We start from the raw sequence: 16,380 nt of genomic DNA, 5'->3' as shown, positions 1-16,380 counted from the left end.
CAGTTGACGTATTGGCATGAAAAATAGCAGGAAAAATTCCGCTTAATGAGCTACCATCATGAAAAAGAGCCGAAATAACAGGAGAAATTCCTGCTATTCACTGAAAAAATGCCAAAATAAACGCTTTTGCCCTTCATAAGCGGAAAATCTTCCGTTATTTCCCCTAAAAGGGACTTCATTGAGGAGATAACAGGAAAAACTCCGCTTAAGGGTGAGAGATGTTTGGATTGAATTCGTCAAACCGGAAGCTTCCTACATTTTGTAGGGGCTTTGTTCATTTTTATCGAATTCTCATTTCCGTTTCTTTATCAAAGAAATGGACTTTGTTCATATCGAATGCCACATCAATTGTTTGCCCTGGTGAAAGCTGGCTACGTGAATCGACGCGAGCAACAAAGTCTTGGCCTTCAAGAGAGGAGTAGATCATCGTTTCTGCCCCTGTAAGTTCAGCAACGTCGACATGTAACTGGATCTTGGATCCTTGAGATGCCTCGATAAATAGCTGTTCATCATGAATATCTTCTGGTCTAATTCCAAGGACCACTTCTTTTCCTACATATCCTTGAGTACGTAACATCTTCATTTTGCCTTCTGGAATTGAAATCGATGTATTGCCAGCAACGAATTTTCCCTCTTCTATGTTGCCATTGAAAAAGTTCATGGAAGGAGAACCAATAAATCCGCCTACAAAGATGTTTTCCGGGTTTTCATATACTTCTTTTGGAGCTCCAACTTGCTGAATCACTCCATCCTTCATTACAACAAGACGAGTAGCCATCGTCATCGCTTCGGTTTGATCGTGAGTAACGTAAATCGTCGTTGTTTCGAGACGGCGGTGTAGTTTAACAATTTCCGCTCGCATTTGTACACGTAACTTTGCATCAAGATTGGATAAAGGTTCATCCATTAAGAATACCTTTGCATCACGAACAATCGCACGACCCAAGGCAACACGCTGACGCTGTCCACCAGAAAGAGCTTTTGGTTTACGCGTTAAGTACGTTTCAAGGCCCAAAATTTTCGCTGCTTCATTTACACGCTTTTCAATCTCTTGTTTAGAGAATTTACGAAGCTTTAGTCCAAATGCCATATTATCATACACGGTCATATGCGGATAAAGAGCATAGTTTTGGAAAACCATCGCAATATCTCTGTCCTTAGGAGGAACGTCATTGACACGGCGTTCATCAATATATAAATCCCCTTTAGAAATTTCCTCGAGCCCTGCAATCATACGTAGAGTTGTTGATTTTCCGCATCCTGATGGTCCAACAAAAACCACGAACTCCTTATCTTCAATTTTTAGATTGAAGTCCTCTACCGCTGTTACTTTATTGTCGTATATTTTATAAATGTGATCTAATTTCAATTCTGCCATTCATTTAACCTCCCTATGTTTTGAAAAGGCTTACAAGAACAGTCTATCTTTTATGACAATTTTGGACAATGGCATCTTGCACAAAAATAAAGTGAGGTTTTTAGGCAAAGTGCCAATGAAATGGTGGAGCTTTTATAAATGGATGAAAATCACAAAGCTGGCGCTAGGTTTTGTTCACAATAATAACGTGAAAAAAGTGTTGTTAAAGTCATTTTTGTTGTGATACTATTTGCTTACGTCTTGCAAAAAAATCCATGGAAGACTTTTTCATAAGAGAGTAATAGATGGACAATCGTAGCCATTTCTTTCTTTGTCAGTATTTCTATTAAGAAACCTATACACTATGCCTCTTTCAACAAAACTTCCCCTTAAAATGCTATGATGAAGCTTAACCGTAACTTCATCAATCACACATATGAAATAGTTAAAAAGAACTTAATAAGCATTGAAAAAAATCCTGATACTCAGCACGTGAAATTCTTTGCTGTCAGGATTTTTGGCCATATATTTATTTCAATAACCATTGGGATGCGTAGAATGCCACTTCCAAGCATCTTCTATTATTTTTGTAATAGATGTTCGAATGGGATTCCATCCTAAGACTTGTTTTGCTTTTTCAGAGCTTGCAATTAAAGTACTCGGATCACCGGCTCTTCGCGAGCCGCTGATGGCGGGGATCTCCTCACCTGTTACATGTCTTGCTGTATCGATCATTTCTTTTACAGAGAATCCTTGGCTACTTCCAAGGTTGAAGAGATCACTCTTTCCACCTTCTCTTAAATACTTTAGAGCTAATAGATGAGCATCGATTAAATCTTCCACATGAATATAATCACGAATACATGTACCATCTGCTGTATCGTAATCCTCTCCAAAAATAGTAATATGTGACCGCTGCCCCAGTGCGGTTTGGAGAAGGAGTGGGATTAAATGAGTTTCGGGCCGATGATCCTCACCAATTTCAGCCGTTTCTCTAGCCCCAGCAACATTAAAATAGCGCAAAGAAACATACTTGATCCCATGAGCTTTCTCGACCCATCTCATAATTTTTTCCATCATTAATTTCGTTTCCCCATATGTATTCGTTGGGTTCGTGGGCAGCGCCTCTGTAATCGGAATCGTATTTGGTTCTCCGTAGGTTGCAGCTGTTGAAGAGAAGACAATTTTGCTAACATTGAATTCGGTCATCACTTGGAGCAACACCTGGGTACCGTGCACATTGTTATCAAAGTATTTAAGGGGATTTTCCATCGATTCCCCAACCAATGAATTAGCAGCAAAGTGGAGAACGGAATCAATTGATTCTTTCTCAAATACAGAGCGAACGAAATCGATATGACGAATATCTCCTTTATAGAACGTTGCTTCTGGATGGATAGCCCCTTCGTGTCCAGTTTCGAGATTATCAATAATGACAACTTTTTCACCTTGGTCTATGAGCTGATAAACAGCATGAGATCCTATATAACCAGCCCCGCCTAAAACCAATACACTCATATTAAAAATCCTCCGTTAACGTTACTCTTTCTTATTTAGATTCACTTGATTTAATCTAGCTGAGATATCTTTTAAAATTTGATTTCTTTCTCTTTGTGCTTTAATCAGACTAACGCAAAACCAAATGGTAAATCCGACAAGGGCTATATATGTAATAATCATTAAAATCGGAACAAGTGCAAAGGCCCCTAACATTCCGACATTTTCCTCTATCATCATATGGTAATCACCTCTGTGTATAATTGCCTAATTATACCATTATATTGGATGTTTTTTATAGTAACAATTTAACCATATAAGTACTCTTCTTGAATGATAAGGTTATTTTTTTGCTAGAAAAGTGTTGGAATGGAATATGGGTTTTTTCAACGAAGTAAATAGTGAAGTTAAATGCTGGTGTTAAGCGCGGTAACTTTAATAAATAGATACTATTACGAATCCCAATAAACAGCGGAGTTTAGTCGAGGTGAATTCTGGTGTAATAATTTGAGTGACTACGTAATTATAATTTTAAAGGGGAGCGAAGGGGATTTTTTATATATCAAAGTATTAGCTCAGTATTAAAATATCTCTTTTCCATTCAATATTCTGATTACGATTTGCTACTCTTTGAAATTTCTTTATAACCTGTTTTGTCTAAGATTCTATATAGTGCAATTTAAGGGTGGTTTCATGAAGCGAGATGACCAAGACAAAAAGCAAATAGAAGAATATAAGAAAAACCCAATGATCAATTTCTCAAACGCTGTTAACCGCTCAATGGTCGGAGATTTAGGAGCATTAACAAAAGGTGGATGCCTATCAAAAGTTATTACTTTAGTAATAATTATAGGTGGAATTATTATGCTCTCGCAATGTTCCGTTTGAAAACGCTTAGGCATAGTGTCAAGCGTTTTTATTCTGACCTAATCAAACTTGAAGGAACTGTTAATGGTCTTGCTTTCATCTAAGATAGATGAAATTCGCTTTCGCTCCCAATCATAGATTAAAGCCAATTTTATTCGATAAAAATAAAGAAATCCTTTATAAAAAAAGGATTTCTTCAAGCGTCCCAGAAGGGATTCGAACCCCCGACCTACAGTTTAGGAAACTGTTGCTCTATCCAACTGAGCTACTGGGACATATAAGGTAAAATGGACGATTTTTTAGTTCACACAAAAGGAAACTGTCGTCCTGATTTCAGAAAGTAAACTCAAGGAGTGGCTCAATCAGTACGCTGAGGAAAAACCAAGGAAGCATATTCGATCGTGCTCTATCCAACTGAGCTACTGGGACATATAAAGGTAGTACGGCTCACACGAAAACTTACTTAAGAAGCGGTGTGCCCCCCTTAAGATACCCATATTTTCCAATGCGCAGGCATTAACTATTATAAGTTATTCTCAGAAAAGGTCAAGTATTACCCTTAAAACATGAAGTTACCATAATAGAAACTTTCGGACAATATCAAACTACTAACTCGACTGTAGCAAAAAGTAGAACAAGCTCTCAGGAGTTACATCAATAATACAAGGTTATTAGGACAACAAACGAGGGTAAGAGTAGAGAACGACCGAACTGATAAATTATAAATGACCATATTAACGTACTGTTAAATTTCCCCTTTTAAGAGGAATTTTGCAGAATAGTGGCGAAATTAAGGTATGATAGAGAAAACATCAAAAGTAAATTGCGGGAGGGAAAGCATGACACACGAAGAAATGAATCCAACGATCGGAAAGATCTTAGAGAATATAGAAAGAGTTATGATTGGAAAAAGAAATGTGGCGGAATTAAGCTTGGTTGCTTTGCTCTCTGGGGGTCATGTACTCCTTGAGGATGTCCCTGGTGTAGGGAAAACGATGATGGTTCGTGCACTAGCTAAATCAGTAAACGCCAAATTTCGACGTATTCAGTTTACCCCTGATCTTCTTCCATCTGATGTAACAGGTGTTTCGATTTACAATCCGAAGGAACTGGAATTTCAATTCAGACCAGGACCGATTATGGGCAATATTATTTTAGCAGATGAAATTAACCGTACCTCGCCTAAAACCCAATCTGCGTTGCTTGAGGGAATGGAGGAAAGCAGCGTGACGATTGACGGTGTAACCCATCGACTTGAAAAACCTTTCTTTGTCATGGCGACCCAAAATCCAATTGAATACGAAGGAACGTATCCTTTACCAGAAGCGCAGCTCGATCGCTTTTTATTAAAAATGAAAATGGGTTATCCAGATGTTGCAGAAGAGATGGAAGTGTTAAATCGAGCTCAAACGTCGACACCGATTGAGGAACTAGAAGCGGTGATTGATTTAGATGACCTTCGTGAGCTACAAGAAAATATTAAACTCGTAACCGTGGACGATACGATTAAACGTTACATTGTTGATGTTGTCAATGAAACACGGTCAAGTAGTAACGTCTATTTAGGGGCTAGTCCTCGTGGTTCGATTGCGCTTATGAAGGCAGCACAGGCTTATGCTTATATGTATAGACGAGATTATGTCCTTCCAGATGACATACAATTTTTAGCACCATATGTGTTGGCGCACCGAATTATTTTAAAATCGGAGGCGAAGTTTGAAGGGATTTCTGCAGAGGATGTTATGCAACGCGTATTAGCTCGTGTGCCTATTCCGGTTCAAAGGCTAGTGAAATAAAATGAGAGATTTTCTAAACCGTATTAAGCATATTTGGAAGCTATTAGTCCTTTTATTTTTACTAGTGGTGACTTTTTCTTATGCGATGTTTCAAGGTGGATTTGTAAGTTGGTTTTTATTTTACAGCTTTCTTCCTTTCGCCTTGTACAGCATTGTCCTGGTACTCTTCGGAGTTAAGCATTTAACAGTGAAAAGAGAACTTGTGAAAGAAGAATACCATGCCGGTGAAAAGCTAAATGTGAAAATTAAATTGAAGCGTCCCTCCTCTTTTCCTCTTTTTTATATGATAATTGAGGATGATTTAAGCAATGAACTTCTAGCTCCAATGCAAAAAAGTCAAATGAAAGCTTTCGTATTTCCCCATTTTCGAAAGGAAATCGATTTTGAGTATACGATTCAATCTCTCCCTCGTGGAGAGCATCACTTAAAGGGGATTCAAATTCGATTTGGAGATCCTTTGGGACTGGTTGAAAAACAAATTCATTTTGAAACTGAGGATGATAAAATCATTGTTTATCCTCCTTATGAAGACCTTCTTTATCGACCAATGGATAATCACTATGAACAAGGGATGACAGCGTCGAAGGAAAGGGTTCAACGCGATACGTCGATGGCAATTGGGATACGGGAATATCAGCCTGGTGATCGCTATTCTTGGATTAACTGGAAGGCCTCTGCGAAAAGAAATGATATTATGACGAAAGAGTTTGAACAGAGAAAATCTCATGATGTTCTTTTAATCATGGACTGCGCTCCAGAAAAGCGGTTTGAAGCCATTGTCTCCTTTACTGCCTCACTTTTAAGGGCTATCTTTCGCAAAGGTGCTCAAGTTGGACTTCTTACTTATAGTGAGGAACGAGGACAATTTCCGATTCAAAGTGGTGAAGCCTATCAACAGCAGTTATTTTACCACTTGGCGAAAATAAAGGATCGGAGCTCGGTTACATTAGATACCGTACTTGAAAGTGAGAGTTTTATGATGTGGCAAAATGCTTCCATTATGCTCATCACTTCTCAATTAACAAAAGAGCTAGTGGAAAAAGCGAGTCAGTTTTCAGCAAGAAAAGGAAACTTGACGATATTTTTAATAAAAGAAGAAAAGGAAGTGGCCACTGAAAAAGAAATCGTTTTGAAAAGTGAAGCGAATGCAAGAGGGGTACGAGTGATGTTCGTTCACGCTGGTCATTTTTCTGAAGCCTTTTCGGAGGTGAATAGGGGATAATGAGTGGGGAAAAAGTGAAAGGCAATATGCTGAATGTCTGTCTATACATTTGTGGCTTTTTTCTATTATGGGAGTGGCTAAGACCGTTAGAGCAGCTAACAGACACAGCGAATTTAGGTGTTTTTATTATCTTCTTAGTCGTTTCTCTTGTTTTAGCACTTCTGAAAGTGAATGTGTTTTTACGTAATGGGATTAAGCTGCTATATGTTCTTTACACGATTAATTTCTTGTATTACGAAGGGTCTTTTTTTCGATTAAAATGGCTTCTCACTATTGCAGATAGCTTAATCGATAATATGCGAGCGGTTTTTCAAGGGGATTGGACTTCCCTAACTGATGATTTCCGCAGTATTCTTTTCTTCATATTGCTTGGGCTGATGGCCTATTTGCTTCGGTATTGGCTCATCAATCGTAAGCAAATCTTCATTTTCTTTTTCATGACGTTGTTGTATATTACGGTTCTTGATACATTTACCCCATATGAAGCGAAATTTGCGATTGTACGAACAATCATAGTGGGCTTTGCTCTTATGGGGATTCTGACGTTTTATCGCATTTTAGACCGCGAAAAATTACAAATGCCACCTGGTTTTGTGAAAAAATGGCTTGCTCCATTCGTAGTGATGTTAGGAGTCAGTGTAATTATTGGGTATATTGCACCGAAGGCAAGTCCGATTTGGCCGGATCCGGTTCCATATATTAAGTCTTATTCACAAGATAGTGGCGAAGGTTTGACCGGAGCAAAAAAAGTAGGCTATGGAGAGAATGATACCAATCTTGGAGGTCCGTTTTTACCAGATGATACGGTTGTGTATGAGACTGAAGCGGATCATCGTCAATATTGGAAGGTAGAAACGAAGGATGTCTATACAGGGAAAGGTTGGATATCTGCAGAAGAAAATGGAGAAAGAATCGCTTTTGATATGGATGAAGAGTTTCCGATCTCCAGTTATTCAGATGAGGAAATGAAAGTGGATGAACGAACTGCGATCGTTAGACCGCTTGCTCAGTATCCACACATTATCTATCCACTAGGTTTAAAGCATGTCGAAAATGATGTGGGTCATTCTTATGAAGTGGATGTAAGTTTGGAAAAAATTTATGGCGCAGAGCTAGGTAATCTTCCTGGAATTGGTCAATATACAGTGGAATATGAATCTCCAAGATTTAGTATGAGTAGAATGACGAGTGCGGTGGATCAAAACCATCCGCTTTTAACAGAAGAGTTTATGGAGCATTATACACAGTTACCTGATTCGTTACCTGAGAGGGTAAGGGACTTGGCAATTGAGTTGACTCAGGATAAAGAAAATTGGTATGACAAAGCAAAAACAATTGAACAATATTTTGGTCGCGTCGATTTCCAATATGACCAACGGGATGTGGCTGTTCCTGGAAGAAACGAGGATTATGTCGACCAATTTCTTTTTGAAACGCAAAAGGGTTACTGTGATAACTTTTCAACTTCGATGGTTGTGATGCTACGATCCATTGGCATTCCTGCCCGTTGGGTAAAAGGCTACACAGAAGGCGATTTTCGTGGGATGACCGATTCTGGACAAAGATTATACGTAATCACGAATAATAATGCCCACTCATGGGTTGAAGTGTTTTTGCCAGAAGTAGGATGGGTTCCATTTGAACCAACTAAAGGGTTCTCCAATAACGTTCAAATTTCAAATGATCTTGATAATGAGCAAACGAATCAGCAAGATGATGTATTGGAAGCACCAGAAGCACCTGAAGTGGAGAAGCCAGAAGAAAAAGAAGCACCTTTAGAATCTCCAACATCGACTTTTTCATGGAGTGATCTGGGGGATAAGATTAAGCAATTTTTCCAAACGCATTGGGAATGGATGATTGGGTCAATGATCGTTCTAGCGTTGATTTCTTACATGATTTATAGAAAAAGATTAAAGTGGCTTCCGTACTACCTTCTGTTCCGATTTAAGAAAAGGAAGAAGGATGAGGATTTCCCTGTCGCTTATGTTACGTTACTGAAGCAATTGGAGCGATATGGATTAAAGAGAAAACCAGAACAGACATTAAGAGAGTATGCTCGCTATATCGATTATTATTTTTCCAGTGGAGAAATGAGCGCTTTAACTTCCACCTATGAGCAATATGTTTATAAGGGAAAATTACAAGATGGAAGTTGGGAAAATACTAAAGAATTGTGGGAAAATTTAATTAAAAAAACAATAGCTTGACCTGCCGATCTTCGTGTTGTTACAATATGTCTTAATTGAAAGGCTTTTTTCTGAAACTTTGTTGTTAATAAATCTAAATATAAAGAATTATCCTGTTTGATTCACGAAGAAAAATGTCGTGCGAAAATAAAGTGTAATTCAGAACTATGTATTTGACGTAAATGTCTAGATTTGTTTCGTATTGAAAAAAACTAGACGTTTACAAATAACAGCATTGCTTGCGAAAATAGCGAAACGATGAGCGTTTAATACATGAATCCTTCATATATCCTCGGTAATATGGTCCGAGAGTCTCTACCGAATCACCTTAAATGATTTGACTATGAAGGCAGGATCATTCTATTTGTGCTATGAAACTAGAATTCTGCCTTCAGATCATTTTTTATGAGGGGAATTCTAGTTTTTTTATTAGGAGACTGGAAAAAGGTACCGTTTATGAGGTTGTATAGAAGCTCTTTTTAGATGGAGTTTATAAGGGAATATTGAGGCAAACTAGACTGAGAACGAATAATGAGGTGAACGTAAGAGATGACGATTGAAGGTTTGAAGAGTCAAGAAAAAATTGTCGTGTTGGATTTTGGGAGTCAATATAATCAATTAATTACGCGAAGAATACGTGAATTTGGTGTGTATAGTGAACTTCACCCACATACGATCACGGCAGAAGAAATTAAGCAAATGAATGCAACGGGAGTTATTTTCTCTGGTGGTCCGAACAGCGTTTATGATGAAAATTCCTTCCGTGCTGACGAAGCGATTTTTGAATTAGGACTCCCCGTTTTGGGGATTTGCTATGGCATGCAGCTAATGACACAGCATTTTAATGGAAAGGTAGAACCGGCTAAGAATCGTGAGTACGGGAAAGCAGAAATTAAAATTGAAAATGAGACTAGAATTTTTGGTCAGCTTCCACAAGAACAAATCGTTTGGATGAGTCATGGTGACCTAGTGGTTGAAGCACCTGCAGGTTTTACTGTAGACGCTACTAGTCCTTCATGTCCGATTTCGGCGATGAGTGATGAGTCTCGCAATCTTTATGCCGTTCAATTCCATCCAGAAGTGCGCCATTCCCAATATGGAAATGAGCTTTTGAAGAACTTTGTTTTCAATGTATGTCAATGCAAAGGCAATTGGTCAATGGAGAACTTCATTGAAATTGAAATGGAAAAAATCCGTCAAACCGTTGGAGATAAAAAAGTTCTTTGTGCTCTAAGTGGTGGGGTAGATTCTTCTGTTGTAGCGGTATTGATTCATAAAGCGATTGGTGATCAATTAACATGTATTTTTGTTGACCATGGTTTATTGCGCAAAGGCGAAGCGGACAGCGTGATGAAAACTTTTGCTGATGGTTTCAATATGAACGTCATTAAAGTCGATGCGAAAGATCGTTTCTTATCCAAACTTCAAGGGGTTAGCGATCCGGAGAAAAAACGCAAAATCATCGGAAATGAATTTATTTATGTATTTGATGATGAAGCAACAAAGCTAAAAGGAATTGAATTCCTTGCTCAAGGGACGCTCTACACGGATATTATCGAAAGTGGTACGGCAACCGCGCAGACGATTAAATCACATCATAATGTGGGTGGTCTTCCAGAAGACATGCAATTTACATTAATTGAACCGTTAAACACCCTCTTTAAAGATGAAGTTCGCGCTCTAGGAACAGAATTAGGAATTCCAGATGAAATTGTTTGGAGACAGCCATTCCCAGGACCGGGTCTTGGAATTCGCGTTTTAGGAGAAATTTCAGAGGACAAGCTTGAAATTGTGCGTGAATCTGACTGGATTTTACGTGAAGAAATTAAAAAGGCTGGATTAGATCGTGACATTTGGCAGTACTTCACCGTTCTTCCGGACATTCGCAGTGTTGGTGTCATGGGAGATGCGAGAACATACGACTATACAATTGGAATCCGTGCAGTCACTTCCATTGATGGAATGACATCAGACTGGGCAAGAATCCCTTGGGATGTCCTTGAAGTGATTTCAACACGTATCGTGAACGAAGTTAGTCATATCAACCGCGTAGTGTATGATATAACCAGTAAACCGCCTGCTACGATTGAGTGGGAATAGAATATTTTGTAAAATACACGAACATTCGAAAACGAACATTAAAAAATGTTCGTTTTTTCTATTGACGTAGGCAAGTGTTGTTGCTAAAATGAAAAAGAATTTAATAAAGTCGTATACATCGTATAATATTGGGGATATGGCCCAAAAGTTTCTACCAGGCTACCGTAAATGGCTTGACTACGAAGTAAGTGATAATCGAACGGTTAATGCTATTATTTATTCTCTTTTTTCGATTATTTCATAAACTCGTTGTCAACGCTCCTGGTATAAGTGGGGCGTTTTTTTATTTCTTGAATATATGAAGTAACGATGACAAGTAATTAGGGGGAATCGAAGGAATGAAGAATTATTTCCAGTTTGAACAGCTCGGTACAAACTATCGACGTGAAATCATCGGTGGTTTAACTACTTTTTTATCAATGGCTTACATTTTAGTTGTAAACCCAATTATGCTTTCTCTATCAGATATTCCAGATTTACCAGATGAAATGAGAATGGATATGGGAGCGGTATTCGTGGCAACTGCAGTGGCAGCAGCTATCGGTTCTCTCTTAATGGGATTACTTGCAAAATATCCAATTGCTTTAGCTCCAGGTATGGGTTTAAATGCTTTCTTTGCTTTTACAGTTGTGTTAACGATGGGGATTCCATGGCAACACGCATTAGGTGGAGTATTAATCTCCGGACTTATCTTTGTTTTGTTAACTCTTTCAGGCATTCGTGAAAAAATCATTAACGCCATTCCAGCTGAATTAAAGTTTGCTGTTAGTGCTGGTATCGGATTGTTTATTACATTTGTTGGTGCGCAAAATGCAAAAATTATTGTCAATGATGATTCAACTTTAGTTGTATTAGGCGATATCCATGATCCTAATGTATTACTTGCTGTTTTCGGAATTATTGTAACGGTAATTTTAATGACAAAAGGCATTAAAGGTGGAATTTTTTTCGGAATGGTGATTACAGCCATTGTTGGAATGATTTTTGGCTTAATTAATACTCCAGATAAAATTGTTGATGCCATTCCAGACATAACACCAACGTTTGGTGCAGCATTTGGTGCATTTGGGGATAGTTCATTCTTTACAACGCAAATGCTCGTTGTTGTGTTAACATTCCTTTTTGTTGACTTCTTTGATACTGCAGGAACTTTAGTTGGTGTTGCAAACCAAGCTGGTCTTATGAAGGATAATAAATTACCTCGAGCTGGCAAAGCCCTTTTTGCTGATTCAGCTGCAACTGTGGCAGGTGCTGTATTGGGTACATCTACTACAACTTCTTATATCGAGTCTTCTGCAGGTGTTGCTGCAGGTGCGAGAACAGGATTTGCTTCCATCGTAACAGCTGTTTTATTCTTATTATCGTTATTCTTCTTCCCGGTTTTATCAGTGGTTACATCAGCGGTTACTGCGCCTGCACTAATCATTGTTGGGGTCTTGATGGTTGCTTCTCTTGGAAAAATTGATTGGACGAAATTCGAAATTGCAGTTCCTGCTTTCCTAACAATTTTAGCTATGCCATTAACTTATAGCATTGCAACTGGGATTGCGATTGGATTCATTTTCTACCCAATTACAATGTTAGTAAAAGGAAGAGCAAAAGAGATTCACCCAATTATGTACGGATTATTTGTCATCTTTGTTCTCTATTTTATCTTCTTAAAATAAGGAATAATCGATATGAAGAATCACACGATCGTTGTGTGGTTCTTTTTTTCTTGTTTTTGCATAAATTGTGGTTTTTCGTTAAAAACAGAAGCTTATACATTAATTGTATGACGACGCTTTTCGCTTCCTCATTTTAATCCCTGAGAGGAGATAATGGCTCATTGCTCTTCAGAAGCAACAAAGTATGTGAAAAGGGTCTTTTTTTAGTTGATTCTTTGCTGGATTTTATATAGCATTAAGGAATGAGTGTGATGAAAGAGGAGAAACGATGAATCAATTAAAAGTATTGAAAGCGCTCAATAATAATGTGTTAATAGGGAATCATCCAACCTATGGGGAAGTCGTCATCATTGGAAAAGGAATCGGCTTCAATCGGAAGCAAGGTGACAGCATTGATCCATCAATAGTAGAAAAACTCTTTGTTTTGAAAGATGAAAAGGAGCAAAAAAACTACATAAAGTTGCTTCCTTTTTTAGATAATGATTTACTAGAGGTCTTTATTTCTTGTATTGAATTGATCAAGGAACGAACAAGGGCAACATTGAATGAACATATCCATGTTGCGCTAACGGATCATTTATTGTTTGCTGTCTCAAGACTTTCAAAAGGGATGGAAATGAGTAATCCTTTTTTAGTGGAAACGAAAGCGCTATATCCGTTTGAGTTTGATATTGCTCGTGACATTGTGAAATTGATTGAAGAAAAAACGAAGATCTCCCTTCCAGAGGGAGAGATAGGGTTTATTGCTCTTCATATTCATTCGGCAATTATGAATAAAAATCTTTCGGATGTGAACCGTCATTCTCAACTCGTAACGAAATTGGTAAATATGATTGAAGAACGATTAAGCATTCAATTAGACAAGGAAAGTATTGATTATATGCGTCTTGTCCGCCATATTCGTTTCACGATAGAACGGGTTCATTCTGGGGAAAAAGTAGAAGAGCCAGAAAAAATAAGTTTGCTCTTGAAGGAAGAATATCCGGTGTGTTACAATCTTTCATGGAAACTCATTAAGGTGATGCAACAAGAATTGAAGAAGCCCGTTTATAATGCTGAGGCGGTATATTTAACGATGCATTTACAAAGGCTCCAAAAAAAAGTTAAATAGTTTAAATTTCCGTAAGAAGTCTTCATATATAAAATTGAATTCGCTTTCGGCTATAATATCACGTGTTACTGATACGATCAGGCATGAGTGAAAAATATGATTGAATTAGAGTTTAGAGGGTACGCTATACCCAAATAGCTCTTTTCAGTTATTTTTTCCTCATGCCTTTTTTGTGTTTTTGAAAGTAAGCAAAACTTAATGAGTTGAAAATATTTTAGGAGGTAAACAACATGTTCAAAAAAATGTTTGGTGTGTTACAAAAAGTTGGTAAAGCATTAATGCTACCAGTAGCACTTTTACCGGCAGCAGGTATTTTGTTAGCATTGGGTGCTGCTCTTAGAAACCCTGCTTTACTTGAATTAGCTCCATTTTTAGATAACAGTGGAGTCGATTTAGTCGCAGCAATTATGCAAAATGCTGGAGATATCGTTTTCGGAAATCTACCTGTATTGTTTGCAGTAGGAGTTGCCGTCGGGTTAGCTGGTGGTGACGGGGTCGCTGGACTAGCTGCGATCATCGGTTACTTAATTATGAATGTCACAATGGGAACAGCACTAGGAATTACAGCTGAGGACGTTAATGGTCTAAATTATGCTAGTGTTCTCGGTGTTCCAACTCTACAAACAGGTGTGTTTGGTGGTATTATTATCGGGATTATCGCAGCATCACTTTACAATCGCTTTTACGAAATTGAGCTTCCGTCCTATTTAGGATTCTTTGCAGGAAAACGATTTGTTCCGATTATTACGGCTGGAACTGCAGTACTTTTAGGTTTATTAATGCTTATCATTTGGCCGCCGATTCAAAATGGATTGAATGCCTTCTCGCAGAACATGGTACATGCAAACTTAACATTATCTGCGTTTATTTTTGGAGTTATTGAACGTGCATTAATTCCATTTGGTTTACATCATATTTTCTATTCACCATTCTGGTATGAGTTTGGTAACTATGTAGATGCAGCAGGACAAACGATACGTGGAGACCAAAAAATCTTCATGGCTCAAATTAGAGACAATGTTCAAGATTTAACTGCAGGTACTTTTATGACGGGGAAATTCCCATTCATGATGTTCGGTTTACCAGCAGCAGCTTTAGCGATTTATCATGAAGCACGTCCGGAAAGAAAAGTTGTAGTAGGTGGTTTAATGGCATCTGCTGCACTAACTGCTTTCTTAACAGGGATCACAGAGCCGATTGAATTCTCATTCTTATTCGTAGCACCTGTTTTATTTGTTATCCACACGATTTTTGCTGGTCTTTCATTTATGACCATGCATCTTTTAAATGTGAAAATTGGTATGACTTTCTCTGGTGGTTTAATCGATTATATCTTATTCGGGTTAATTAACCCGCAAACAAACGCATGGTTAGTAATCCCAGTCGGATTAGTGTTTGCGGTTATTTATTACTTTGGTTTCCGTTTTGCGATTCGTAAGTTTAACTTAAAAACTCCTGGGCGTGAAGTTGAGGATGAAAGTGATGGTGAAACGCAAGGAAAAACAAGTGATCTTCCTTACGATATTCTTGACGCAATGGGTGGAAAAGAAAACATTTCTCATCTCGATGCTTGTATTACTCGTCTTCGTGTATCTGTAAATGATATTGGAAATGTCGATAAAAACCGTTTGAAAAAAATAGGTGCATCTGGCGTTTTGGAAGTAGGAAATAATATACAAGCGATCTTTGGACCTCGCTCCGAAACCATTAAAGGACAAATGAAAGATATAATGGAAGGAAAGAGACCGCGTCCAGTTGAAAAAGCACCTGTTAAAGGCGCAAATCAGACGGAAGATGTAACCCCAGCTGATATGAAATTAGGGAATGATGATTTTGTATCACCATTAAAAGGTGAAATTAAACCAATTACAGAAGTTCCTGATGCTGTTTTCTCTGGAAAAATGATGGGCGATGGTTTTGCGATTGTACCTACTGAAGGAGTTATCGTTTCTCCGGTAGATGGAAAAATCGTCAACTTTTTCCCAACCAAGCATGCTTTAGGAATTTTAGCGGACTCTGGTCGAGAAATTCTTATTCACGTAGGAATCGATACAGTTAACTTAAAAGGTGAAGGTTTTGAAGCGTTAGTCAAGGAAGATGACCGTGTTCAAAAGGGACAACCTCTATTAAAAGTAGATCTTGAGGCAATTAAAGATAAAGTTCCTTCTATTATGACACCTGTTGTATTTACGAACCTAGCTGAAGGCGAGCAAGTTGTCTTAGCCAAACAGGGTGAAGTGGATATGGGTGAAGCGGATATTATCAAAATTTCAAAGTCTTAATATAAGAAGTAATGGGTCGGCCTTTTTTCAAGAAGGTCGACTTTTTAATTTGGATAATTTTTCTATGTATTTTCTTGTTGCATTATTATTGTGTGGATGATACTATTAGGAAGTCGTCTTTGAAAGTGACTATTATAAAGTTACGGTAGACGAAAGATTATATTTACGTTAGAATGAGTTTCTGCTTTTGCAACAGTTTATTTTCGAAAAAATGTTTTTGAAAAAAGTTATTGACACTAGCTAAAGAAAATGTTATTCTAATATAGTTGCTTGAGAGAAAGCAACCGAAATT

11 protein-coding genes, 1 tRNA gene and 2 riboswitches are annotated in these 16,380 nt (G+C 37.9%); of the genes, 8 read left to right on the top strand and 4 right to left on the bottom strand.

The features are described 5' to 3' along the window. Nucleotides 1-280: 280 nt before the first annotated feature. The 3 genes from BMSHG_RS23815 to BMSHG_RS28630 all read right to left on the bottom strand — a co-directional run bounded on the left by BMSHG_RS23815 (nt 281) and on the right by BMSHG_RS28630 (nt 3,094). A complete protein-coding gene (locus BMSHG_RS23815) occupies nt 281-1,378 on the bottom strand; it encodes an ABC transporter ATP-binding protein (RefSeq protein ID WP_019156973.1) in 1,098 nt (365 codons plus the stop codon). Nucleotides 1,379-1,891: 513 nt separating this feature from the next. Beyond that, nucleotides 1,892-2,875: a UDP-glucose 4-epimerase GalE gene (gene galE / locus BMSHG_RS23810; RefSeq protein ID WP_019156972.1), complete on the bottom strand. Its 984-nt coding sequence runs from the start codon at nt 2,873-2,875 to the stop codon at nt 1,892-1,894. Nucleotides 2,876-2,896: 21 nt separating this feature from the next. After that, the gene (locus BMSHG_RS28630; protein ID WP_019156971.1) at nt 2,897-3,094 is read right to left on the bottom strand and encodes a hypothetical protein; all 198 of its coding nucleotides are present in this window, start codon (nt 3,092-3,094) and stop codon (nt 2,897-2,899) included. Between the two features lie 453 nt (nt 3,095-3,547). On the opposite strand from BMSHG_RS28630, the gene BMSHG_RS23800 reads away from it, so the two are divergent. Beyond that, nucleotides 3,548-3,742 (top strand): hypothetical protein, encoded by a 195-nt coding sequence (locus BMSHG_RS23800; RefSeq protein WP_019156970.1) that lies wholly within the window; start codon nt 3,548-3,550, stop codon nt 3,740-3,742. Between the two features lie 180 nt (nt 3,743-3,922). On the opposite strand, the gene BMSHG_RS23795 is transcribed toward BMSHG_RS23800, so the two are convergent. Beyond that, nucleotides 3,923-3,996: transfer RNA gene (locus BMSHG_RS23795), tRNA-Arg, on the bottom strand. Between the two features lie 564 nt (nt 3,997-4,560). On the opposite strand from BMSHG_RS23795, the gene BMSHG_RS23790 reads away from it, so the two are divergent. The 7 genes from BMSHG_RS23790 to ptsG all read left to right on the top strand — a co-directional run bounded on the left by BMSHG_RS23790 (nt 4,561) and on the right by ptsG (nt 16,088). Then, nucleotides 4,561-5,517 (top strand): AAA family ATPase, encoded by a 957-nt coding sequence (locus BMSHG_RS23790; protein WP_019156969.1) that lies wholly within the window; start codon nt 4,561-4,563, stop codon nt 5,515-5,517. 1 nt (nt 5,518) lies between these two features. After that, nucleotides 5,519-6,739, top strand: coding sequence for a DUF58 domain-containing protein (locus tag BMSHG_RS23785; protein ID WP_019156968.1), 1,221 nt, complete (start codon nt 5,519-5,521; stop codon nt 6,737-6,739). After that, nucleotides 6,739-8,949, top strand: coding sequence for a DUF4129 domain-containing transglutaminase family protein (locus tag BMSHG_RS23780; protein WP_019156967.1), 2,211 nt, complete (start codon nt 6,739-6,741; stop codon nt 8,947-8,949). The genes BMSHG_RS23785 and BMSHG_RS23780 overlap by 1 nt, the downstream gene beginning before the upstream one ends. Nucleotides 8,950-9,190: 241 nt before the next feature. Beyond that, nucleotides 9,191-9,292, top strand: a riboswitch (purine riboswitch). Between the two features lie 185 nt (nt 9,293-9,477). Further along, complete coding sequence (guaA, locus tag BMSHG_RS23775) at nt 9,478-11,028, top strand: glutamine-hydrolyzing GMP synthase (protein WP_019156966.1); 1,551 nt, start codon at nt 9,478-9,480, stop codon at nt 11,026-11,028. A gap of 98 nt (nt 11,029-11,126) precedes the next feature. Then, a riboswitch (purine riboswitch) is annotated at nt 11,127-11,228 on the top strand. 138 nt (nt 11,229-11,366) lie between these two features. Next, on the top strand, nt 11,367-12,695 hold the full coding sequence (locus BMSHG_RS23770; protein ID WP_019156965.1) for an NCS2 family permease: 1,329 nt from the start codon (nt 11,367-11,369) through the stop codon (nt 12,693-12,695). 268 nt (nt 12,696-12,963) lie between these two features. After that, nucleotides 12,964-13,806, top strand: coding sequence for a glucose PTS transporter transcription antiterminator GlcT (gene glcT / locus BMSHG_RS23765; protein WP_019156964.1), 843 nt, complete (start codon nt 12,964-12,966; stop codon nt 13,804-13,806). Between the two features lie 230 nt (nt 13,807-14,036). Then, a complete protein-coding gene (gene ptsG, locus BMSHG_RS23760) occupies nt 14,037-16,088 on the top strand; it encodes a glucose-specific PTS transporter subunit IIBC (RefSeq protein WP_019156963.1) in 2,052 nt (683 codons plus the stop codon). Nucleotides 16,089-16,380: the final 292 nt, after the last annotated feature.

It is taken from the genome of Robertmurraya massiliosenegalensis JC6 (assembly GCF_000311725.1).
GTDB classification, from domain to species: domain Bacteria; phylum Bacillota; class Bacilli; order Bacillales; family Cytobacillaceae; genus Robertmurraya; species Robertmurraya massiliosenegalensis.
This window is presented reverse-complemented; position numbering and strand designations above follow the sequence as displayed.

Bases quoted from the DNA above. Each gene is read 5' to 3' on its own strand.
- BMSHG_RS23815 (WP_019156973.1), bottom strand. From the start codon at position 1,378: ATGGCAGAATTGAAATTAGATCACATTTATAAAATATACGACAATAAA.
- galE (WP_019156972.1), bottom strand. From the start codon at position 2,875: ATGAGTGTATTGGTTTTAGGCGGGGCTGGTTATATAGGATCTCATGCT.
- BMSHG_RS28630 (WP_019156971.1), bottom strand. From the start codon at position 3,094: ATGATGATAGAGGAAAATGTCGGAATGTTAGGGGCCTTTGCACTTGTT.
- BMSHG_RS23800 (WP_019156970.1), top strand. From the start codon at position 3,548: ATGAAGCGAGATGACCAAGACAAAAAGCAAATAGAAGAATATAAGAAA.
- BMSHG_RS23790 (WP_019156969.1), top strand. From the start codon at position 4,561: ATGACACACGAAGAAATGAATCCAACGATCGGAAAGATCTTAGAGAAT.
- BMSHG_RS23785 (WP_019156968.1), top strand. From the start codon at position 5,519: ATGAGAGATTTTCTAAACCGTATTAAGCATATTTGGAAGCTATTAGTC.
- BMSHG_RS23780 (WP_019156967.1), top strand. From the start codon at position 6,739: ATGAGTGGGGAAAAAGTGAAAGGCAATATGCTGAATGTCTGTCTATAC.
- guaA (WP_019156966.1), top strand. From the start codon at position 9,478: ATGACGATTGAAGGTTTGAAGAGTCAAGAAAAAATTGTCGTGTTGGAT.
- BMSHG_RS23770 (WP_019156965.1), top strand. From the start codon at position 11,367: ATGAAGAATTATTTCCAGTTTGAACAGCTCGGTACAAACTATCGACGT.
- glcT (WP_019156964.1), top strand. From the start codon at position 12,964: ATGAATCAATTAAAAGTATTGAAAGCGCTCAATAATAATGTGTTAATA.
- ptsG (WP_019156963.1), top strand. From the start codon at position 14,037: ATGTTCAAAAAAATGTTTGGTGTGTTACAAAAAGTTGGTAAAGCATTA.